Here is a 21,088-nt window from a genome sequence, read left to right as displayed (position 1 = left end):
CTGATGGCGTTCTGGATCGAAGCGTTGGTCGCGCTGTTTCTCCTGCTCGGCAGCCTGTTCGCCCTGGTCGGCGCGATTGGTCTGTATCGGCTGCCGGACTTCTTTATGCGCCTGCACGGCCCAACCAAGGCCAGCACCTTGGGCGTGGGCGGCATGGTGATTGCCTCGATGATCTATTTCAGCTTTAGCGGTAAGGGCATCAGCCTGCATGAACTGCTGATCGCCTTGTTTTTGTTTATCACCGCGCCGGTCAGCGCCCATATGTTGGCCAAAGCGGCCATGCAGCAAAAGCTCCATATCAACAAGGAAACCCGCGGCAAGCCCTGGGAGCAATAAGCCTTCCGAGCGTGTAGTAGCCCGCCCACACAGTTCGCCGTGCTGACTGTATCTGTCGGCGGCACATCGTCCTCTCTACAATGCCGCCTTTGGTCGGAGGTGGTGTATGCGCGAGCAGGGAAGAAGCGTGGCGGTGATCTGCCTGGTGATTGCCATGGCGTTGTGGGGCAGTTCGTTTATTGCGCTGAAACTGGCCTTTGCCGAGTTGCCGCCGTTGTGGGTGATTTTCGGCCGTATGGCCCTCGGCAGCCTGGTGTTTTTGCTGGCCTGGCGCTGGCGCGGGCAGATGCATTACCGCGCCGGCGACTGGAAATACCTGCTGGGCCTGGCCGCCTGCGAACCCTGTCTGTATTTCCTCTTCGAAGCCCTCGCGCTGCAGCACACCAGTGCCGCCCAGGCCGGTATGGTCACAGCCTTGCTGCCGCTGCTGGTGGCGGTCGGCGCGTTTATCTTTCTGCACGAGCGGATCAGCCGCATTACCCTGGCCGGGTTTCTCCTCGCCCTGGTCGGTGCCATCTGGCTGAGCCTGTCTGGCAGCGCCGATGAGCATGCCAGTAACCCTTTGCTCGGTAACTTCTACGAACTCCTCGCCATGCTCTGCGCCACCGGTTACACCCTGTTGCTAAAGCATCTATCGGGGCGTTATTCGCCTTTTCTGCTGACAGCGATGGTGGCCTTTGTCGGCACCCTCTTTTTTCTGCCCATGGCCTTGCTGAGTGCGCCGTTGCCGAGCTCTGTCAGCCCTATGGGGCTGGGCGCCGTGGCGTATTTAGGCATCGTGGTCACGGTGGGCGCTTATGGCTTGTACAACTTCGGCGTCAGCCGTTTGCCGGCGAGTCAGGCCTCGGGTTTCACCAACCTGATCCCGGTCTTCACTCTGTTGTTCGCCATACTGCTGTTGGGCGAAAGCCTGAATGCCGTGCAGATGCTGGCTGCGGCCTTGGTGTTCGCCGGCGTGCTGCTCAGTCAATGGCGCGGCACGCAAGTGCTACCGGTTGGTGTACTGGATTAAGGAGCAAGGCATGAGTGATAGGCGAACCTGGGCGCGCGAAGCTATCCGGATTATTGAGGCGGATTTTCAGCGCAGCGCCGACACCCATCTGATTCCTTTGGCGTTGCCTGGCTTACCGGGCGTTGAGCTGTATTTTAAGGATGAATCCAGCCATCCCACCGGCAGCCTCAAACACCGCCTGGCGCGCTCGCTGTTTCTCTACGCGCTGTGTAACGGCTGGCTAAAGCCGGGTGCGCCGGTCATTGAGGCCTCCAGCGGCTCTACGGCCATTTCCGAAGCCTATTTCGCCCGTTTATTAGGGCTGCCGTTTATCGCAGTAATGCCGGCCAGCACCTCGAAAGAGAAGATCGCGCAGATCGCCTTCTACGGTGGGCAAAGCCATTTGGTCAGCGATCCAACGCTGATTTATGCCGAGTCCGAACGCTTGGCCCGTGAGACCGGTGGGCACTTTATGGATCAGTTCACCTACGCCGAGCGCGCCACCGATTGGCGCGCCAATAACAATATCGCCGAGTCGATCTTCCAGCAGCTGCGCAGTGAGCACTTCCCCGAGCCGAGTTGGCTGGTTTCCAGCCCTGGCACCGGCGGCACCCTGGCGACGTTGGGGCGCTATGTGCGTTATCGCCGTCACAACACCCGCGTGTTGTGCGCCGACGCCGAGCGGTCGGTGTTCTTTGATTACTACCGCAGCGGCGATGCCAGCCTCTGCCTGGACCACGGCTCGCGCATCGAGGGCATCGGCCGGCCGCGGGTCGAAGCATCCTTTCTGCCTGCGGTAATCGACGCCATGTGTAAGGTGCCGGATGCACTGTCCTTGGCGGCGATGCATTACCTGGCGCAGCGTTTGGGGCGAAAGGTGGGCGGCTCCAGCGGGACCAACCTGATTGGCGCACTGCTGGTGGCACAGCGCATGGTCGCGACCGGCGAGTCGGGCTCGGTAGTGGCGATTCTCTGCGATGGTGGCGAGCGCTATGTCGGTACTTATTACGACCCCGCCTGGTTAGCCGCACAAGGTTTTGATCTGGGCCCGTTAGTCGAACGTATTACCGCTTGCGCAGAGCAGGGCGCAGTTCTGGGCTTCGAGGTTCCCAGCCTGGGGATCGACAGCTAAGTGCGGTGAGTAAGAGGGCGAGGTGATGCTTCAGTACAAGCGAGTTTATGAGCCTGCTGAGAGCAGTGATGGGCTGCGCGTACTGGTTGATCGCTTATGGCCACGCGGGCTAAGCAAGCAGGCGTTGCAGTTGGATGCGTGGTTGCCGGATGTCGCGCCCTCCACCGAGTTGCGTCGTGAGTACCAGCATCAAGCCAGCGCCTTCGCCGCGTTCAGCGAAAAATACCGCGAGCAATTGGTCGCACATCCCGAACATTGGCAAGGGCTGCTCGGCATGGCCAAGCAGGGCACGCTGACCCTGCTGTTTGCCGCGCGAGACCCACAACTCAGTAATGCGCGGGTGCTGGCTGAGTTCCTGGAAGATGAGTTGGACCGTCGCGATCAGCCCAGCTCACCCACCTGCTATACCAATCACGATTAAGCCTGCTAACTGTGGCGCGTTTCAGGCCTCGGCAATGCCGAGCATGTCCTTGATCAGCGCTTCGGCCACGCGAATCCCATCCACGCCTGCCGAAAGAATACCGCCGGCGTAACCCGCGCCCTCACCGGCCGGGTACAGCCCGCGCACGTTAAGGCTCTGCATGTCCGCGCCACGGGTGATGCGCAGCGGCGAGGAGGTTCGGGTTTCGATCCCGGTGAGTACCGCATCATGCAGATCGAAGCCTTTGATCTGCTTGCCGAAGGCCGGCAACGCTTCGCGGATGGCCTCGATGGCAAAGTCCGGCAGCGCCAAGGCCAAGTCGCCGAGTTTGATCCCCGGCTTGTAGGACGGCTCGACACTGCCCAGTTCGGTGGACGCTTTGCCGGCGATAAAGTCGCCGACCAACTGCCCCGGCGCTTCGTAGGTGCTGCCGCCGAGCAGGTAGGCCTGAGATTCCAAGCGCTCTTGCAGCTCAATCCCGGCCAGCGGGCTGCCTGGGTAATCCTGCTCCGGGGTAATGCCGACGACAATACCGGCGTTGGCATTGCGCTCGTTACGTGAGTACTGGCTCATGCCGTTGGTCACGACGCGGTTCGGTTCCGAGGTCGCCGCCACCACCGTGCCGCCCGGGCACATGCAGAAGCTATAAACCGAGCGGCCATTTTTGGCGTGGTGCACCAGCTTGTAATCCGCCGCGCCCAACTTGGGGTGGCCGGCGTATTTGCCCAGGCGGGCACGGTCGATCAGCCCCTGCGGGTGCTCGATGCGGAAACCCACCGAGAACGGCTTGGCCTCCATAAACACCTCGCGCTTATGCAGCATGCGGAAGGTGTCACGCGCGCTGTGACCCAGTGCGATGATCACTTGGCGGCTGAGAATCTGCTCGCCACTGTCGAGTACCACGCCGCTGAGCTGGCCGTCCTCGATCAGCACATCGCTGACGCGCTGCTGAAAACGTACTTCACCGCCCAGTGCCTTGATTTCCTCGCGCATGGTCGCGACCACGCCAGTCAGGCGGAAGGTGCCGATATGCGGTTTGCTGACGTAGAGGATCTCATCCGGTGCGCCGGCCTTAACGAACTCCTGCAGCACCTTGCGACCGTAATGCTTGGGGTCTTTGATCTGGCTGTAGAGCTTGCCGTCGGAGAAGGTGCCCGCGCCGCCTTCGCCAAACTGCACGTTGGACTCCGGCTTGAGTACATTCTTGCGCCACAGGCCCCAGGTGTCCTTGGTGCGCTGGCGCACTTCGGTGCCGCGCTCCAGCACAATCGGCTTGAGCCCTGCTTGAGCGAGAATCAGCGCGGCAAAAATACCGCAGGGGCCAAAACCGACTACCAGTGGGCGTTCGGCAAGGTCTTCTGCAGCCTGGCCGACAGCTTTGTAGGCGGTGTCCGGTGTCACGCTGATGTGCCGGTCGTCGGCAAACTGGCTCAGCAGCGCTGCTTCATCGCGCAGGTTGCAGTCGATGGTGTAGATGAAGTGTATTTCGCTGGATTTTTTTCGCGCATCGTAGCTGCGCTTGAACAGGCTGAAATCGAGCAGCTCGCTGTCGGTAATCCCTAAGCGCTGGATGATGGCTGGGCGCAGAGCTTCTTCAGGATGGTCGAGCGGCAGCTTGAGTTCGGTGATGCGTAACATGATGGGCGGTCCACTATCAGGGCCGGAGGCAACCCGGCAGCTTTTAAGAGGCGGCGATTATACCTATGAATAAGCGCCGCTCGCTTAGGTGTGGCGGCTGCAGGTCTGGCTGCGCGCTCGCGCAGCGTTTTTAGGAGGCCAAAGGCTGTTCTTACGCCGGCTTCACCCAAGCCAGCATCACATCCAGCATGCGGTTGGCAAACGCCCACTCGTTGTCATACCAGGCCAATACCTTAACCAGATCACCTTGCACGCGCGTGTGATTGAGGTCGACCACGCAAGACACCGGATAACCGTTGAAGTCACTGGACACCAACGCCAGCTCGTTGCACTCCATCACCCCAGGAGGCAGTTGCGCGGCACCGGCTTGCAGCGCAGCGTTGATCGCCTCACGGCTGGTCGGGCGCTCGCAGGTAAAGGTCAGGTCAACCAGCGACACATTGGGCGTCGGTACGCGCACCGACAGGCCATCCAGGCGCCCGGCTAATTCCGGCAGTACCAGGCCGATGGTCTTGGCCGCACCGGTGCTGGTGGGGATCATTGACACAGCAGCGGCGCGGGCCCGGTACAAGTCGCTGTGAGTTTTATCCAGTAGGTTTTGGTCGTTGGTATAGGAGTGAATGGTGTTAACCAGGCCCTGGCGAATGCCCACAGCCTCGTGCAGCACCTTGGCCAGCGGGGCGAGGCAATTGGTGGTGCAGGACGCGTTGGAAACGATCTGCTGATCGCCAAGCTGCTCATGATTAACGCCGTACACCACGGTTAGATCGGCACTGTCGAGCGGGTGGGAGAGCAGCACCCGTGGACTACCGGCACTGATGTGCTGCTCGACCTGGACGCGCTTCTTCAGCTTGCCTGTGCATTCGAGCACCAGGTCAACTTGGTGCTCACGCCAAGGCAAATTCGCCACTTCGCGCTCACACAGCAGCTTGATAGGGTGACCATTGACCTGCAACAGATCACCTTCCAGGCTGATTTGTCCGGGGAAGCGCCCGAAGGTCGAGTCGAAGCGCGTCAGGTGGGCGAGGGTGCTTTGCTCACCCAAGTCATTGATCGCGGTGAGGTGAATCCGATCTTGTAGGTTGCGCTCGAACAACGCGCGTACCAAGCAACGACCAATACGTCCATATCCATTGATAGCAATGCGCAGCATAACGATATCCCTTTGGCTGACTTCCCTCCCAGCTTAGGCCAATCGCCTAACAGCGGGCTGATCTATCTCAGCACTCTGCGCATTGTGTGTTTGCCGATGTGTCTAGTCGTTGCGCGCGCCGCCGAGATAAGCGCAGCCGCGCAAGACTTCACCATCGAGGCGTAACTCGGCACTCATGTGCTGCACCGCGCCATTCATGCTGTCGACGCAGCGCTGCTTGGCAACCCAGAGTTCCAGGCGCTGGCCATTGGCTTCGCTGCTCAGATTGAGGCGACCTTCCGGCAGTTGCTCTTCCAGGTACGGCAACGCCTGCGGTTCTTTACCCACCCGATTGAGGATCAAGCCCTGATTGCTTACGGCAATGCTCCAGTCCGGCGCGTGGCCACTGGCACGCAGTAGGGTACGGGCAAAATTAATGTCTTTGCAGCCCTGGCCTTCAGCCTGTACGCGGTACACCTGGCTGGGCACAAACTGGCCGTCGATACCGGCTTGGGCGTTGGCTTGGAGTTGACCACGCATGTCTACATAGAGGCTGTTGTGACCATCGCTGAACAAGCTGTTGGCATCGCTGCTGAGCCCGTCTGCGCTATCGTCCTTGAGGAGAAATTGACGCTGTTCCTGGCAGGGGCGAAACAGCAATTGGCCTGCATTGAGGCTGAGCTCGCCCTGCATGCGCGTTTGCTCAATCACTGGCGCAGTGGGTTTGTCGGTAAACACCTGGCAACTGGCGAGCAATGGCAACAAGGCAAAGCAAAAAGGGCGGCTGAAACGCATCGTGGCACTCCTAGAAAGTGCGCTCACGTTACCGAGGCACCTGCCTGACCACAAGGGCAGCGCAGCATGCGACGTACACCAAGTGCGCATGCCTACTAGAGCAGGCCTAGGCTATTGGCTGAGCGCAAGGCGTGAAGTGCTCGGCGCTTTAGCGTTCTTGACCATGCCAGGCAGAGCTTCATGGCTGGCTGTCGCCTTTAAAATGAACACATCCCACTGTGGTTAATGCTCGTCAACCGATGACGTGATAGTCGTCATGCTTAATCAATTTAATTATTAAGCTTAATAGGCTCGTGTTCAGGCGCTATGGATGATTCAGGCGTGGATTCAGCGTCGCTCTTCAAACGATCCGCTTTACTGATGTATTTATTCTTGCTCGGCGGTGCCAGCTTGGCACTGGCCTTTTTGGCGTGAGCCTTTAAAAGTTGCTTGATCTTTTTTTGGCGGTTCATGGCAGTGCTCGGCGTGTGAATTCTAGAGTGGTGCTGGGGTATCGCGATTAAGCAAAGGCGGCAATATTAACCGATCACAGAGAGCGAAGTGAGTAAATCAATTGGTTAGCTAGATGCCATAATCACGCTCAACCTTGGATATTCTTACTTTAAATGCTGAGTACCATTTCTCATGACCAAGCTGTTGAGCCCGAGTGTGTTCGATATTAGCTTTCCAGTTCTTTATTGATTCAAGATCGGACCAATATGAAACAGTAATCCCAAGGTCTTCTTTGGCTGACTCTACACCTAAGTAACCAGGCTGCTGGGCTGCGAGGTCAAGCATTTTAGTGGCCATGTCGCCATAGCCGTTATCACCATCCGTACGTTGAGAGGTAAAGATGACCGCATAATAAGGCGGGTTGGGTGTAGTAGCGATTGTTGGCATATTTTTCTTAGAAACCTAACGTCCGGCACACGTGCCGGTTTGTAGCCGCGAAGCGGCGGAGAAGCGTTCACCGTGCTGCCGCTTGTTAGGCATTATTGATCCTCAAACTTTGAAAGGCACACCTCTAGTGCTTTTATCTTTTGTTTTAACCTTTCCGTTTCTTCAGGGTACCGCCTTATCTGGCTGAGCTTAGATACGGATACAAAAGAGGCAACGATAACTAGAGCCCAAGACGCAAACTTAAATAGCGTGAAGGGACTGGCGGCTCCGCTGACGAACTCTAGAAGCGGCCCAAAAATAGAAGCAACACCAATCAAAAACAGAACTATAAATAACAATCTAAAACTGAAAAGCACCGCCTCTTCAAAAGAGTTGCCGACACGCTCTAACCATTCCTGCTCTACCTTAAGCCCCTCGATCTTACCTGCTATCGCTTTCTTGGTTCGGTACTGCCAGAAACGTTTAAACCCATAAACTAGCGCCATGGTTAATAAAGCGAGAATTACTGACTTAAGGTCCTGAGTTGTCAGTTCCACTTAGTGCTCCCTGTTTGATGATGCTTAACGTTTGGTTAAGGGGCGGGCTTTAGCCCGTCCCAGTGAGCGAAGCGAACGATTTGAACCAGTTGTTAGGTAACGTTAACCTGGGTGTGTTACTGAAATAATTTGGTGGCCTATTTATCACTAATAAGCATAATTTCGATTGTCTCGCGAAATTTAAAAAGCCGTGTGTCGCCAAGCTTTTTAATTGTTTCTTCAGGCTTGTATTTATGCCATTTTCTATCTGTTTTGTGATCAAGTTTTAATAGGTCTTTATTGATAAAGTCATGCGCGGAGTCTTCTATTTTTACTGCGAATTCAATAAAGTCGTATCTAATTAGTGCTCCGATTTCCTGTAGTTTTTCGTCAGATGCTGTTCGCACTAATTCGTTAAGGCTAACTACGTAGTCGAGGAAAAGGCTTATTTCACGCTTTAGGCCAAATGAAAACCAACGCTCGGAAGAGTTCCTCATGCTAGAAAAATTAACAAGAAAATCACTGAGTTCTTGCTGGCCATTCATGGGTAGAGGGGTTCTTTTTAGCTCTTTTTCCCCATCCCAACCACCCAGTAATAGCATTGTTCTGATTTGGCCGAGAAAGTCTATTAGGTTGTCATGAGCCTGTAGCTTTCTGTCGACCACCTTCTCGGTAATTCGAAGTTTTGTTTCTCTGGCTTTTGATATATAGCTAAACACCCCGGTCAATAAAGAGCCTGATATTACGCCAAGCAATGCAAATATTGCAGATGCGTTTTTCTGAAGAAACTCAATGAACTCGGGATTCATGGTGTTACCTAACGATTAAGCTAAGGGGCTGGCTTTAGCCAGTCCCAGTGAGCGAAGCGAACGATTTGAGCGCCTTGTTAGGCGTTATTGAACCGTACTGGCTCTGGCCCTGTATTTACTTTTTTAATAACTACAGTTCCTGCAAGTTTGTCATGCCACCCTTGTTTGCGTTTATCAAAGGCCACCCAGAAAATACCTAGAAATAGTGGAATCATTGATACGAAATACGCGAAATAGCGGCCCACCAATTGTGCAGTGCTTGCTGGTTGCCCCGTTGTGGCGTCGACTATTTTTGCGGATATAGCCATCTTGCCGGGTGTGGCCTGTTTAAATATCCAGAAAATAATTACGGCAATGGTCGGTAAAACCCATGATATTAGGAAGTCAGCTGGTCCAGCGATTAAGTCTGTTTTTTCTCCGTCAAAGTAAGCCCAGCCATAAATTGATATAAGCAGGGGAAATGTTATTAGCATAATTAGAATTGTGTCGATTATTGCGGCACCAGTTCTTGCCCAAAAACCTGCGTATTCCAGTCCTTGATCTTGCATTTTTAGCGTTTCCTTTTGGTTTGTAATAATGCCTAACGTTTGGTTAAGGGGCGGGCTTTAGCCCGTCCCAGTGAGCGCAGCGAACGATTTGAACCAGTTGTTAGAAGCCCTTACTCCGATGTGGTTGGTGAGAAGATATACTCTTTGCCTTCGGGTGTAATTATTGTTTCAGGGCCATGAAATTCTTTATTTATTTTGGCTTCTTCATACATGTAGCCATTATGCAGCTCAGAATAGTCAGGTACTGGTGTGTTAAGCCATGGGTCGACTGTAAAGTTTGGAGGCTGCATTTTAGAACCACCTGCTTCAATTTTTGCTTCGCCGTAGTTGCTTTTATATTTGGGGTCTTTCATTGCAAGCTCAGGATGCTTAAGAGTCAATTCCCGAAGGGCTTCAATGTCTTTGATAAGTTTGGAGTGAACTCCAATGCAGCAAGCTTGAGCATGTAATTGCATTTTTTGCACGGTATCAGGATTTATTGGAAATGAAATGCATTTGTTAGATATTGTTATTGATGTTGGAATCAGAAAATCTTCATCTGCTATGTGCATGCCTGCGGTCAAAATACGAGGCGATATTTCTGTGAAGTCATCATGCGCAACTAAAGCGCTACGAACAGTGAGTATATGCTCATGAATTTCAGATGAAAAACCACTTGCCTTCTTCAATTCTTTTGTCGGGTAACATATTTTCCCGTCTTCGAATTTTGAATTTAAGAATGGTTTTGCATAACGAATTACTGCCCAGTGGAAGACAGAAGGTAATAGTATTGGGTCTTCTGTGTTTGCGAGATCCAGCATTTTAGAAAAGCCAATTGAAGAAGCATTTATATTTTGAAATGCTTTAATTCCAACTTTGCAGTCAAGAATGGCTTTGTCGTATTTGTTCATGAATTCCGCACTACCTTTCTTGGGCTTCTAACGTTTGGTTAAGGGGCGGGCTTTAGCCCGTCCCAGTGAGCGCAGCGAACGGTTTGAACCATTTGTTAGCCGTGCTTGAATTAATATATTTGACGAGTCAAATAATGTTGCCGCTCTCGTCAATGCAAGGAACTTTTAGCCCTTGGGATTTGTAATAGCAAATAAAGTAAGCACGATTTAAGGTTGCTGCGAATTCCGGATCGCTTTCTTCGAATTCCCTGATTGCTATATGCCCGACTGAGATGTCATGGAGCCTTGATCTGTCGATGCCAGCATCTTCTATGCAGTGTTTTACATATTGAAGCTGGTTGAGCAAAGAAGAATACATGCCTGAAAGTTTTGTGCTTATTGATTTGTCAGTGCGAATACGTGCGGCATCAATTGCATTGTCAATGCACAGTAATTGATCTTCCTTGCTTTGAAACTTAGTTGCATTGTGCATTGCAGATTACCAAGGTGTACGGCTAACGTTTGGTTAAGGGGCGGGCTTTAGCCCGTCCCAGTGAGCGAAGCGAACGATTTGAACCATTAGTTATAAGCCATGCGGCGCAGGCTTAATGCCATGAAAAAAAATCAAATGGTATCTTCCTGTGTGCAGAAACAGATAGTCGCTCAAAATTCTCTTTAACCATTTTTAGTGTTGATTCAGGAGCCTTTATTCGGACTAATGCGCTATTTCCAAAAACAGTGGCGTACTCGAATACCATATATATATCTTCAATAATCCATTCTCTTGACCCAATAGTGTCAGGTGTCACGTCCCACCAGCCACCTGTCTTGGGTGGGAGTAACATTGCGTGAGGATTATCGTCTGGCTCTAGTGAGCCCTTTGAAAGGTGCTTTCGTTTGAAAACTGATTGAACCACCTCGTTCGTGAGTGGTGTCTGAAACAATGGTTTGTCGTGCGACGGGTGCAGCTCTACATGAAAAATATCTGCCATGAAGATAATGGCTCGCACTCGAATGGTTGCATTTGAGTTGTTTTGAATTTGCAGAGTGAAAGAGCATTTATTGGTTTGGTGGTCGAAGCCAATGCCAACGCCTCCTTGATTAATGGCTCCCTTTAGGGATTTCTCAAGGAATAAATTTCTCACCCAGCTGTATACCCAGGCGGTACCAGCTATAAAGGAGGCAGTTATGATGGCTGTTATGAAGTCTTCGGTCATGGTTTATAACGTTTGGTTAAGGGGCGGGCTTTAGCCCGTCCCAGTGAGCGAAGCGAACGATTTGAACCATTTGTTAGAGGTTGCTTGCTCAATGTCGAGTAATTTTTGCTTGAGAAAAATGGCCTTGCTCATCGAAGTAGATGTGCAAGTAGTCGTAATCAATTCCCAAGCCGCTGCACATGCCAAGTGAGTATTGATATTCTTGTTTCGTAAACTGCTCGCTTGGCTCTCCAAGTAAAACAGCTACATCATTTTCAGTCATTTTTTTTGATAACAAGCCTTGTATGTCGTTAGCCATCCCTCCGCGGTAGCAAGTGGCAGATTGTTCGTCGGATATTGCGGCGTGCCATTTTGTTTTTTCAAAAGTTTCAGAGCTGAAAACTCCAGAACTTGCATACCAATAAGCAAATGCCAGTAAAGATAAAAGTACTAGGAAAGTGGCTCCTATAGAAATGAGTACCCATTTTATAAGTTTTAACGCATGCATCCGTGCAACCTCTAACTATTAATTGTGCGACATTCGATGTCGCGTTTTGGTGTCGCATAACGCGCCTTGTTACCCTCTGCTTCCTTGTCTAGTCTGAGGTCTGTCGTGAATAACACGACACCATTCAGGGAGTAACACGACATGGATGATGGCAAACCCAGGCTACTGGATCAGGTGCGGCAGCAGATTCGCGTCAGAAATTATTCCATTCGCACAGAGACTGTCTATGCCGAGTGGGTAAAGCGTTATATCCGCTTTCATCAGTATCGTCACCCGCTCGAGATGGGTGCGGTCGAGATTGAGGCGTTTCTTACACATTTGGCGGTCAAGCGCAACGTAGCGGGGGCGACGCAAAATCAGGCCTTGGCGGCGCTGCTGTTTCTTTATAAGGAGGTGTTGAAGGTCGATTTACCCTGGTTGGCTGGTATCGTCCGGGCCAAGAAGCCTAAGCACTTACCCGTGGTGTTGACGCGTGATGAGGTGACCCGTGTTTTGGCGCAATTATCCGGGGTTAAGTGGATGGTAGCCACGCTGCTTTATGGTTCTGGTTTGCGTCTTTTGGAAGCATTGCGCTTGCGAGTCAAAGATGTTGAGTTTGCCCGGGGGGAAGTTGTCGTGCGCGACGGTAAGGGCCAGAAGGATCGGGTAACGATGTTGCCGCGTGCATTGGTTGTTCCTTTGCAGGAGCATCTTGAGAAGGTTGCGGCGTTGCATCAGCAGGATTTGGCTGAGGGCTTTGGGCATGCGAATCTGCCGTTTGCACTGGCGCGCAAATACCCTAACGCTGCGGCTGATTGGGCTTGGCAGTTTGTATTTCCGTCAGGAAATCGCTCTGTTGATCCGCGTTCAAAGGGGATTTTTCGTCATCACGTGCATGAGAAAACCATTCAGCGTGCAATGCGTGAAGCGGTTCGTGGCGCAGGAGTGATCAAGCCTGCCACACCACACACATTGCGTCATTCCTTTGCGACTCACCTGCTGGAGAGTGGTCAGGACATTCGTACTGTGCAGGAGTTGCTTGGCCATTCGGACGTGAAGACGACGATGATTTATACCCATGTACTCAATCGCGGTGGGCTGGGTGTGATGAGCCCGTTGGATCGCGCATAAAAAAGCCCCGCTTGTGCGGGGCTTTTTAGACTGTAGGGGTTAGATCAGCTCTGCCCACATGTCGTATTCATCGGCATCGACGATGCGCACGCGGACTTTATCGCCCGGTTTCACCTCAGTGCTGGCGATAAATACGCTGCCGTCGATCTCCGGGGCGTCGGCATAGCAGCGGGCGACGGCGCCTTGGTCGTCGACTTCGTCGATCAATACGTCCATTTCTTTACCGACCTTCAGCTGCAGGCGTGCCGTGCTAATGGCCTGCTGGTGGGCCATAAAACGGTCCCAGCGATCTTGTTTAACGTCATCCGGTACGTGGTTGTCGAGCAGGTTGGCGGATGCGCCTTCAACCGGCGAGTACTGGAAGCAGCCTACGCGGTCGAGTTGGGCTTCGGTCAGCCAGTTGAGCAGGTATTCGAAGTCTTCTTCGGTTTCGCCGGGGAAGCCAACGATAAAGGTCGAGCGGATGGTCAGTTCCGGGCAGATCTCGCGCCAGTTCTTGATCCGCGCCAGGGTCTTGTCTTCGAAAGCTGGGCGCTTCATCGCCTTGAGCACTTTCGGGCTGGCGTGCTGGAAGGGGATGTCCAGGTACGGCAGGATCTTGCCAGCGGCCATTAGTGGGATCAGTTCGTCGACGTGCGGGTAGGGGTAGACGTAATGCAGGCGTACCCATACGCCCATACTCGACAAGGCTTCACACATTTCGGTCATGCGGGTTTTCACCGGCTGGCCGTTCCAGAAGTCGGTCTTGTACTTCATGTCGACGCCATAGGCGCTGGTGTCTTGGGAAATCACCAGCAGCTCTTTTACGCCGGATTTAACCAGTCGCTCGGCCTCGCTGAGCACGTCACCCACCGGGCGGCTGACCAGCTTGCCGCGCATCGATGGAATGATGCAGAAGCTGCAGCTGTGGTTACAGCCTTCGGAAATCTTCAGATAAGCATAGTGACGTGGGGTGAGCTTGATACCTTGTGGCGGCACCAGGTCGATCAGCGGGTTGTGCGAGGTGGAGGGCGGTACTACTTCGTGTACGGCGTTAAGCACCTGCTCATATTGCTGCGGGCCGGTGACTGAGAGCACGCTGGGGTGTACGTCGCGAATTGCGCCTTCTTCCACGCCCATGCAGCCAGTAACGATCACCTTACCGTTTTCTTTAATGGCTTCGCCGATCACTTCCAGAGATTCGGCCTTGGCACTGTCGATAAAGCCGCAGGTGTTGACCACCACTACGTCAGCGTCCTGATAGGTCGACACCACTTCATAACCTTCCATGCGCAACTGGGTCAGGATGCGCTCGGAATCCACCAGTGCTTTGGGGCATCCGAGTGAAACGAAGCCGACTTTGGGCGTGGCGGGGGTAGACATGGCGTTAACCTCAGGCGTGTACGGACGGATGCTGGGCACTGAGTGTGCCTCTGATCAAAAAGTGCGCAATTCTAGCGGCGACGCTGCCAATTGACCAGCACTGAGCGTCGCCTGCTATAGGGGTGGTTGGTTCAGGCATGCTTGGTCGGCAGGATGCGCGTCAGGGTGTTGTCGCGTGTAACAAAGTGATGGAACAACCCGGCGACAGCATGTAGGCCTATCAGCCAGTAGCCGGCGCTGCCGGCCAGTTCATGCCACTCTTTGATCTCGCCGGCCAGTGGTTTGTTGGGGGCGAGCAGTGCAGGCAGTTCCAGGCCGAAGAATGGGATGGGTTTGCCGGCAGCGCTGAGTATCAACCAGCCAGCCAGTGGCGCGCCGATCATCAGGGCGTAGAGCGCCGCGTGCATCAACTTGGCCGGGATGGCTTGCCAGGCAGGTGGGGCAGGGTTGATTGTTGGTGTCGGTGAGATTGTACGTGCCAGCAGGCGCAGCCAGGCCAAGGCGAACACGCTAAGGCCGAGCATAAAGTGCCATTGCTTGAGCAGTTCGCGCATATCGCTGCCCTTAGGGAAGTTGCCCCTGAGTTCGATGCAGGCATAAACGCCAGCAATCAGAACCAGCATCAGCCAATGCAACGCAATGGACAGGCTGCCGTAGCGCGATTCGGTATTTTTCCAGGACATGATGGTGTGGGCTCTGAAGGGTAAGTGATGATCACTTCATTCTAGGGGGGCAATGCTTAAGCTTTGCTGAGCTTGATCACTTAAATCGCGCACAAAAAAAAGGCCGCTCGATTGAGTGGCCTTCTTGAGTATTTGGTTGCGGAAGCCGGATTTGAACCGACGACCTTCGGGTTATGAGCCCGACGAGCTACCAGACTGCTCCATTCCGCGCCGTTGATTCTATAGGGAAATCGTATGCTGTCAATAGAATTGTGTTTTTAATCAAATGCTTAGGCATACCATAGACAAGAAACAAAAAAGGCCACTCGTTTGAGTGGCCTTTTTTGAGTATCTGGTTGCGGGAGCCGGATTTGAACCGACGACCTTCGGGTTATGAGCCCGACGAGCTACCAGACTGCTCCATCCCGCGCCGGCTATTCTATATAGATACGATGCCTTGTCAATCGATTAGTGGTTTTTAATCAATAACTTAAATCGTTGAGGGTGACGAAGCGGCGGGAGTGCGGCGCCTGAGCTGGCTGTTGCCGGCGTATTCAGCCCTAATCAGTCGAGGGCTAATTAGGAGTTGAGGCCAGTCGAAATGCCTTGTGAATCGCATTTGATTAAAATGAAGCCAAAAAAAACCACTCATTGAGTGGTCTTTTTAATATTTGGTTGCGGAAGCCGGATTTGAACCGACGACCTTCGGGTTATGAGCCCGACGAGCTACCAGACTGCTCCATTCCGCGGGGCCAATTCTAGCGCCTAAATGAATCGTGTCAACCTAAATGTAGGTTTAAGGCACCTTTATTCAGGTCTTTAGCCATAAATACTCAGATTTATGCATCTGCGTACTAAGTGAGAGCCTGGCTGGAGGGGCGTGAATGTTTTCGCCATAGCCTCTGACCGGGCTGTTGGGCTAGAGTCCGTGCCCATTGAATGGGAGCAGTGCTATGAATGGTAAATGTAAGTCCTGCGGTGCCCAGGTTTCAGCCCACGCCAAAACCTGCGCGGGTTGCGGTGCAGCGCTGGCAGCTAAGACCAAGTTGCTGCCATTGGCCGCTTTTATGCTGATCGTGATCCTGATTATCCAGTCCTATATCAGTAAGCCGGACGATACGGAGAGTGAAGCCAAGCCGGCCGTCCCCGTGAGTTCAGCCGCGCAATAAATGCAGGGTTGACGGCGTTGACTATGAACAGCCGCAAGATCATCCACGTTGACTGCGATTGTTTCTATGCCGCAATCGAGATGCGTGATGATCCGAGTCTGGCGAGCAAGCCCCTGGCAGTCGGCGGCTTGGCGGATCGGCGTGGGGTAATTGCCACCTGTAATTATGAGGCGCGCAGTTATGGCGTGCGTTCTGCGATGGCCTCAGGCCAGGCGCTGAAATTGTGCCCCGACCTGCTGATCGTCAAGCCGCGCATGGAGGCTTACAGGGCGGTGTCGCGAGAGATTCAGGCGATTTTTCGTGATTACACTGAGTTGATCGAACCCTTATCGCTGGATGAGGCCTACTTAGATGTAAGCGACAGTCAGCACTTTGCCGGTAGCGCTACGCGCATTGCCCAGGATATTCGTCGGCGGGTGTCGCAGGAGCTGCACATCACTGTTTCTGCGGGCGTCGCGCCGAATAAGTTCCTCGCCAAGATCGCCAGTGACTGGAAGAAGCCCAACGGCCTGTTTGTGATTACCCCAGATCAGGTGGAGGAGTTTGTCGCCGCTTTGCCAGTGAGTAAGCTGCATGGCGTGGGCAAGGTCACGGCTGACAAGCTCGGGCGTTTGGGTATTCGCACCTGCAGCGATCTGCGAGCGTGGAGCAAGCTGGCGCTGGTCAAGGAATTCGGCAGTTTCGGCGAGCGTCTGTGGGGGCTCTCCTATGGCATTGATGAGCGCCTGGTACGTAACGACAGCCGACGGCAGTCGGTCAGCGTGGAAAATACCTTCGACAAGGACTTGCCCGATCTGGCCGCTTGCCTTGAGCAGCTGCCCGCGTTGCTGGCGCAGCTGGAAACGCGCATGGCGCTGCTCGATCCGACTTATCGGCCGGACAAACCCTTCGTCAAAATCAAGTTTCATGACTTCAGTCAGACCACCCTGGAGCAGGCTGGAGCGCGGCGTGACCTGGACAGCTACAAGCGGCTGCTCAGCGCGGCTTTTGCCCGAGGCAACAAGGCAGTGCGCCTGCTGGGCGTTGGCGTGCGCTTGTATGACCTGCGCGTTAAGCATGAGCAGTTGGAGTTGTTTGCGCCCTAACGATGTGTGTCCGTGCAGGTCGCATGCATCTGACAGGTTGGTGTTGAGCGAAGCCCAGCAAGCACCATCAAAGGGATGCAGCGACTTGAAGGTTTTATCGCTGCTAAAGTGCCTCCTCCGGACGGAAGCCGCTGGCAGCAGCTGCTCAAACACACAGCCATAAAAAAGGCGAAGCCGCAGGGCTTCGCCTTTAATAGTTGCGCGCGTGTCAGTTCTTGCGCGGCACCGGCTTGAGCAGCTCGTCAGGCGGCATTTCGCAAGCGATCTTGCGGCCCAGCAGTGCTTCGATACCTGGCAGGGCGTAGGCATCGTCTTCGCCGGCAAAACTGATTGAGGTGCCGCTACTGCCGGCACGACCGGTACGACCGATACGGTGTACGTAGTCGTCCGGTGTTTCCGGTAGGGTGAAGTTGATCACGTGGCTGATGGCATCGACGTGGATGCCGCGACCGGCTACATCGGTGGCGACCATCACGCGGATCTTGCCTTCGCGGAAGCCTTCTAGCGCGCGGATGCGTTTGTGCTGTGGTACGTCGCCAGACATTTGCACAGCACTGATACCGTCGCGGGTCAGGCGTTCTTCGATGCGCCGCACTTCATCTTTGCGGTTGGCGAAGACCATCACGCGGATCCAGTCGTTCTGGCTGATCAGGTTGTACAGCAGCTTGTACTTGTCGCTGCCAGCGACGGCATAGACGTGCTGCTCGACCGTCTCGCTGGCGACGTTTTCCGGTTCGATCTCGACGATGGCCGGGTCGGTGGTCCATTGCTTGGCCAGGTTCATCACGTCTTCGGTGAAGGTGGCTGAGAACAAGAGTGTCTGACGTTCGCTCTTCACTGGGGTCTGGCGAATGATCTGACGTACCTGGGGGATAAAGCCCATGTCGAGCATGCGGTCGGCTTCGTCCAGCACCATCACTTCGACCATGTCCAGGTGCACTTCGCCGCGCTGGTTGAAGTCGAGCAAGCGACCTGGTGTTGCTACCAAAATATCGCAGAAGCGCGACTCAAGCAGTTTGAGCTGTTTATCGAAGTCCATGCCGCCAACAAAGCTCATCACGTTGAGGCCGGTGTACTTGGTCAGGTCAGCGGCGTCTTTGGCAATCTGCACCACCAGCTCACGGGTCGGCGCGATGATCAGCGCTCGTGGTTCGCCCATATAGCGTTCTTTCGGTGGAGGCGTTTGCAGCAGCTGGGTAATGATCGAGACCAGAAACGCAGCGGTCTTGCCTGTGCCGGTCTGGGCGCGGCCGATGGCGTCGCGGCCGTTGAGGGTGTAGCCCAGCACTTGCGCCTGGATCGGCGTGCAGTAAGGGAAGCCAAGGTCATGGATGGCGTGCATCAGCTCGGGCGAGAGCTTGAAGTCATGAAAGCGGGTTTTACCCTCGGCCGGTGCTACAGAGAAGTCTTCCAGTTTCCAGGTATCTATCGGTTTTGCAGCACGTTCGCGGCGTGGTTTCGCCGGTTTTTCCTTGCTCGGTAACGGTCTTTCCACGCTTTTACTCTCGCGTGGTGCAGCGCTGCGGCTGGGAGTTTCAGCGGTGGCGTCATGCTGGACGCGCTGCGCGCTGGGCGTTACAGGCGTTGGTGTGAGTGGGCTGGATTGCTCGCCCTCGGCTTTGCCGAATATTTTCTTAAGTGCTTTGAGCACGGTCATCTCATCAATTGGTTAAGGAGTGAACAGCCGCCAGTGTAATGCAAGAAGCCGGCGCGGCGTAGTGCCGCGCCAGATCCTGCCTGGTGGCGGGAAATTATGAGTACTTTCAGTCCCTTGGTAGGCTGCTTAGGAGCAGGCGCTGCACATTGCCGCCCATGATGGCGGCAATGTCGGCGTGGCTGAAGCCGGCTTCGAGCAGGCCTTGGGTCAATTGTGGCAAGCCGGTTACGTCAAAGGGCGCATGAATGGTGCCATTGAAGTCCGAACCTAGCGCCACGTGCTCGACGCCAACCCTGTCGACTGTATAACGGATGGCATTGACGATGGCCGCGCCGGAGGTGGGGCAGACAGCAGCATCCCAGTAACCGATGCCGATTACTCCGCCGGTGGCTGCGATGGCCTGCAGGTGTTTGTCACTCAGGTTGCGGGTGCCTATGCAGATACCTTCGACGCCGGTGTGCGAGACCAGTACTGGCGCGTGGTCATGCCCAGCACGTCATCGATTAGTGGGCGAGAGGCGTGAGCCAGGTCGATCAGCATGGATTTCGCTTCCAGGCGCTTGATCACCTGGCGGCCAAGTGGCGTAAGGCCGCCTTTTTCCAGGTCATGGGCGGAGCCGCCAACTTCATTATCGAAAAAGTGGGTTAGGCCAGCGATACGAAAACCGGCCTGGTAGAGTGCATCAACGTTCTCCAGCTTGCCTTGGATCGGCTGTAAACCTTCGGTGGCGAGGATTGCCGCTACGCGTTGCGGGTCTTGTTGCCAGGCGCTGACAAAGCGGGCCAGGTCGCTACGGTTTTTGATCAGTACCAGGCGGCCATCGCTGTTGGCACTGGCCTCGTTGAGTTTATGCGCCTGGTACAGGGCGCGTTGTAGCAGGCTGTTCCAGGTTTCCCGAGGCCAGCGTTGGGCCATGGCTAGCAGGGTGATGTTGTCAGTTTCGTCCTCAGAGCAGTACATCGTCATGCAAGTCCGCGATAAACAACTGTTGATGCAGTTGCTTGGCCGGCGCGCTGGTGGGGTAAGGGGGGGGACTTCGACGCTGTTCATCTTGCGATCAAGCAATGAAGGCAGGGCCAATACAGCCTCTACAGCAATCAGCAAGACAATCAACAGACCAATAAGAAGCTTGCGCATAGAAACGTGCCATCCGAGCATTGTTATTGTGCGCAGCACTCTAGCAAGAGTGAGGGAGAGGCGTGCCACAGCAGCACCGCGCTGCAGCTTGTAGTCGGCATATTCAGCCGCAGAGGCAGTCGCGACCTTGCTGCTTAGCTTGGTACAACGCGCTGTCGGCGCGAGCAATAAGGCCATGTAAGCTGTCCTTCGGCTGCATTTGCGCGAGACCAATGGACACGGTTACGCCTGGCTGTACGCCAATTGGCGAATGAAATGAGCTGATCTGGCTCATGGCTGTGCGCAGCCGTTCGCCAATGCTGCGGGCCTCATCGGCGCTGATTTCTGGTAGCAAAATGACGAATTCTTCACCGCCGAAGCGGGTCAGGCTGTCTTTGGGCCGTAGCTGGTTGTGTAAGGTATTGGACAGCATGCACAAGGCATAATCACCGGCGAGATGGCCGTGCTGATCGTTGTAGGCTTTGAAGTGGTCGACATCCAGCATCAGCATGCACAGGGGCTTGCCATTGAAGGCGCTGCGAGTGCTCTCGCGCTCGAAAATATGTTCCAGCCAACGGCGATTGTAGGCTCCGGTCAGTGCATCAATATTAGCGTTCTGTTCGCTGTCGAGAATGATCCGGTTGCCTTGGCGTACGCGGTCGCAGAGCAGTTCGAGCAGATTTTGCATCAGCTCAGGCGATTGGCGGAACAGGTTGAATAACGATTCGCGGTGTAAACGCAGCACGCAGCAGGGTTCGGTTGCGACGACAAAGGCAGACGGGTGTTCATTGTCGATAAAGCTGATTTCACCGGCGCAGTCACCGACTTTCAGGGTGCTCACCGGCTGACTGTCGAGCGAGCCGAGGTAGACTTTGAGTTGGCCTTTGAGCAGCAGGTAAAGGTATTGGTTGCGATTGGCGGGCGAGAGCAGCACTTCGCTAGTTTCCAAGTCGCAGGCGAGAAAATCTTTGAGCAACTGATCAATGCTGCTGGCGGCAACGTTATTGAACAAACGCAGCTGGCGCAGCTGTTGCAGGTCGGCCTGCCAAGGGGCGCTTTTCATCTGCTCGACGGGCGAAATGGTGTGTTGGGTGAACGGGGCATCGTTAACGCTCCCTGTTGTTCGGACGATTACCGTGTTTGACCTTATGCCGCTGC

At 54.4% G+C, this 21,088-nt stretch carries 23 protein-coding genes, 3 tRNA genes and 1 pseudogene; 7 read left to right on the top strand and 20 right to left on the bottom strand.

The window, feature by feature from the left end:
- The first annotated feature begins 3 nt into the window (after positions 1 to 3).
- The 4 genes from BMZ32_RS13250 to BMZ32_RS13235 all read left to right on the top strand — a co-directional run bounded on the left by BMZ32_RS13250 (position 4) and on the right by BMZ32_RS13235 (position 2,880).
- Entirely contained in the window at positions 4 to 336 is a 333-nt protein-coding gene (locus BMZ32_RS13250) for a Na+/H+ antiporter subunit G (protein WP_090242713.1), read from the top strand.
- A 106-nt stretch (positions 337 to 442) separates the two neighbouring features.
- Positions 443 to 1,348, top strand: coding sequence for a DMT family transporter (locus tag BMZ32_RS13245; protein WP_090242711.1), 906 nt, complete (start codon positions 443 to 445; stop codon positions 1,346 to 1,348).
- Positions 1,349 to 1,358: 10 nt separating this feature from the next.
- The gene (locus BMZ32_RS13240) at positions 1,359 to 2,459 is read left to right on the top strand and encodes a PLP-dependent cysteine synthase family protein (RefSeq protein ID WP_090242709.1); all 1,101 of its coding nucleotides are present in this window, start codon (positions 1,359 to 1,361) and stop codon (positions 2,457 to 2,459) included.
- Between the two features lie 25 nt (positions 2,460 to 2,484).
- Positions 2,485 to 2,880, top strand: a complete 396-nt coding sequence (locus BMZ32_RS13235) for a DUF488 domain-containing protein (RefSeq protein ID WP_090242707.1) — start codon at positions 2,485 to 2,487, stop codon at positions 2,878 to 2,880.
- 21 nt (positions 2,881 to 2,901) lie between these two features.
- Here BMZ32_RS13235 and BMZ32_RS13230 read toward each other — a convergent pair whose 3' ends face one another.
- The 12 genes from BMZ32_RS13230 to BMZ32_RS13175 form a co-directional block, all read right to left on the bottom strand.
- The gene (locus BMZ32_RS13230; RefSeq protein ID WP_090242705.1) at positions 2,902 to 4,518 is read right to left on the bottom strand and encodes an NAD(P)/FAD-dependent oxidoreductase; all 1,617 of its coding nucleotides are present in this window, start codon (positions 4,516 to 4,518) and stop codon (positions 2,902 to 2,904) included.
- 151 nt (positions 4,519 to 4,669) lie between these two features.
- Complete coding sequence (gap, locus tag BMZ32_RS13225; protein WP_090242703.1) at positions 4,670 to 5,671, bottom strand: type I glyceraldehyde-3-phosphate dehydrogenase; 1,002 nt, start codon at positions 5,669 to 5,671, stop codon at positions 4,670 to 4,672.
- 102 nt (positions 5,672 to 5,773) lie between these two features.
- Positions 5,774 to 6,445, bottom strand: coding sequence for a COG3650 family protein (locus BMZ32_RS13220; RefSeq protein ID WP_090242701.1), 672 nt, complete (start codon positions 6,443 to 6,445; stop codon positions 5,774 to 5,776).
- Between the two features lie 269 nt (positions 6,446 to 6,714).
- Positions 6,715 to 6,897 (bottom strand): DUF2986 domain-containing protein, encoded by a 183-nt coding sequence (locus BMZ32_RS13215; RefSeq protein WP_090242699.1) that lies wholly within the window; start codon positions 6,895 to 6,897, stop codon positions 6,715 to 6,717.
- 109 nt (positions 6,898 to 7,006) lie between these two features.
- A complete protein-coding gene (locus BMZ32_RS13210) occupies positions 7,007 to 7,324 on the bottom strand; it encodes an antibiotic biosynthesis monooxygenase family protein (protein ID WP_090242697.1) in 318 nt (105 codons plus the stop codon).
- Positions 7,325 to 7,416: 92 nt separating this feature from the next.
- Positions 7,417 to 7,860, bottom strand: coding sequence for a hypothetical protein (locus BMZ32_RS13205; protein ID WP_090242695.1), 444 nt, complete (start codon positions 7,858 to 7,860; stop codon positions 7,417 to 7,419).
- A 137-nt stretch (positions 7,861 to 7,997) separates the two neighbouring features.
- Positions 7,998 to 8,648, bottom strand: coding sequence for a hypothetical protein (locus BMZ32_RS13200; protein ID WP_090242693.1), 651 nt, complete (start codon positions 8,646 to 8,648; stop codon positions 7,998 to 8,000).
- A 77-nt stretch (positions 8,649 to 8,725) separates the two neighbouring features.
- Complete coding sequence (locus BMZ32_RS13195) at positions 8,726 to 9,196, bottom strand: RDD family protein (RefSeq protein WP_090242691.1); 471 nt, start codon at positions 9,194 to 9,196, stop codon at positions 8,726 to 8,728.
- A gap of 110 nt (positions 9,197 to 9,306) precedes the next feature.
- On the bottom strand, positions 9,307 to 10,086 hold the full coding sequence (locus BMZ32_RS19355; protein WP_139213958.1) for a hypothetical protein: 780 nt from the start codon (positions 10,084 to 10,086) through the stop codon (positions 9,307 to 9,309).
- 127 nt (positions 10,087 to 10,213) lie between these two features.
- Entirely contained in the window at positions 10,214 to 10,558 is a 345-nt protein-coding gene (locus tag BMZ32_RS13185; protein WP_090242686.1) for an immunity protein Tsi6 family protein, read from the bottom strand.
- A gap of 112 nt (positions 10,559 to 10,670) precedes the next feature.
- Positions 10,671 to 11,282: a hypothetical protein gene (locus BMZ32_RS13180; protein WP_090242684.1), complete on the bottom strand. Its 612-nt coding sequence runs from the start codon at positions 11,280 to 11,282 to the stop codon at positions 10,671 to 10,673.
- A gap of 88 nt (positions 11,283 to 11,370) precedes the next feature.
- Entirely contained in the window at positions 11,371 to 11,769 is a 399-nt protein-coding gene (locus BMZ32_RS13175; RefSeq protein ID WP_090242682.1) for a hypothetical protein, read from the bottom strand.
- 141 nt (positions 11,770 to 11,910) lie between these two features.
- Between BMZ32_RS13175 and BMZ32_RS13170 the strand changes: the two genes are divergently transcribed.
- The gene (locus BMZ32_RS13170; RefSeq protein WP_090242680.1) at positions 11,911 to 12,879 is read left to right on the top strand and encodes an integron integrase; all 969 of its coding nucleotides are present in this window, start codon (positions 11,911 to 11,913) and stop codon (positions 12,877 to 12,879) included.
- Between the two features lie 39 nt (positions 12,880 to 12,918).
- On the opposite strand, the gene rimO is transcribed toward BMZ32_RS13170, so the two are convergent.
- The 5 genes from rimO to BMZ32_RS13145 all read right to left on the bottom strand — a co-directional run bounded on the left by rimO (position 12,919) and on the right by BMZ32_RS13145 (position 15,652).
- Positions 12,919 to 14,241, bottom strand: a complete 1,323-nt coding sequence (gene rimO / locus BMZ32_RS13165; protein ID WP_090242678.1) for a 30S ribosomal protein S12 methylthiotransferase RimO — start codon at positions 14,239 to 14,241, stop codon at positions 12,919 to 12,921.
- 131 nt (positions 14,242 to 14,372) lie between these two features.
- Positions 14,373 to 14,924, bottom strand: coding sequence for a cytochrome b (locus BMZ32_RS13160; protein WP_090242676.1), 552 nt, complete (start codon positions 14,922 to 14,924; stop codon positions 14,373 to 14,375).
- A 133-nt stretch (positions 14,925 to 15,057) separates the two neighbouring features.
- Positions 15,058 to 15,134 (bottom strand) — tRNA-Met (locus tag BMZ32_RS13155).
- A 122-nt stretch (positions 15,135 to 15,256) separates the two neighbouring features.
- Positions 15,257 to 15,333 (bottom strand) — tRNA-Met (locus BMZ32_RS13150).
- A 242-nt stretch (positions 15,334 to 15,575) separates the two neighbouring features.
- Positions 15,576 to 15,652, bottom strand: a tRNA-Met gene (locus BMZ32_RS13145).
- 204 nt (positions 15,653 to 15,856) lie between these two features.
- On the opposite strand from BMZ32_RS13145, the gene BMZ32_RS13140 reads away from it, so the two are divergent.
- Together BMZ32_RS13140 and dinB are read left to right on the top strand one after the other, a co-directional pair.
- Positions 15,857 to 16,072, top strand: a complete 216-nt coding sequence (locus tag BMZ32_RS13140; protein WP_090242675.1) for a zinc-ribbon domain-containing protein — start codon at positions 15,857 to 15,859, stop codon at positions 16,070 to 16,072.
- 23 nt (positions 16,073 to 16,095) lie between these two features.
- Positions 16,096 to 17,157 carry a DNA polymerase IV gene (dinB, locus tag BMZ32_RS13135; protein WP_090242673.1) on the top strand — a complete coding sequence of 354 codons (1,062 nt, stop codon included), beginning with the start codon at positions 16,096 to 16,098 and terminating at the stop codon, positions 17,155 to 17,157.
- Between the two features lie 208 nt (positions 17,158 to 17,365).
- Here dinB and rhlB read toward each other — a convergent pair whose 3' ends face one another.
- From rhlB to BMZ32_RS13120, 3 genes and pseudogenes are all read right to left on the bottom strand, one after another.
- Positions 17,366 to 18,808, bottom strand: coding sequence for an ATP-dependent RNA helicase RhlB (gene rhlB, locus BMZ32_RS13130; RefSeq protein ID WP_090243068.1), 1,443 nt, complete (start codon positions 18,806 to 18,808; stop codon positions 17,366 to 17,368).
- A gap of 112 nt (positions 18,809 to 18,920) precedes the next feature.
- A pseudogene (locus BMZ32_RS13125) lies at positions 18,921 to 19,951 on the bottom strand (dipeptidase).
- A gap of 103 nt (positions 19,952 to 20,054) precedes the next feature.
- Positions 20,055 to 20,993 carry a GGDEF domain-containing protein gene (locus BMZ32_RS13120; protein WP_090242671.1) on the bottom strand — a complete coding sequence of 313 codons (939 nt, stop codon included), beginning with the start codon at positions 20,991 to 20,993 and terminating at the stop codon, positions 20,055 to 20,057.
- Between the last annotated feature and the right edge of the window lie 95 nt (positions 20,994 to 21,088).

The organism is Pseudomonas guineae, from assembly GCF_900113745.1.
In the GTDB taxonomy this organism is placed as follows: domain Bacteria; phylum Pseudomonadota; class Gammaproteobacteria; order Pseudomonadales; family Pseudomonadaceae; genus Aquipseudomonas; species Aquipseudomonas guineae.
The sequence above is the reverse complement of the archived record's forward strand: the minus strand, read 5'-3'. Positions and strand labels throughout refer to the sequence as shown.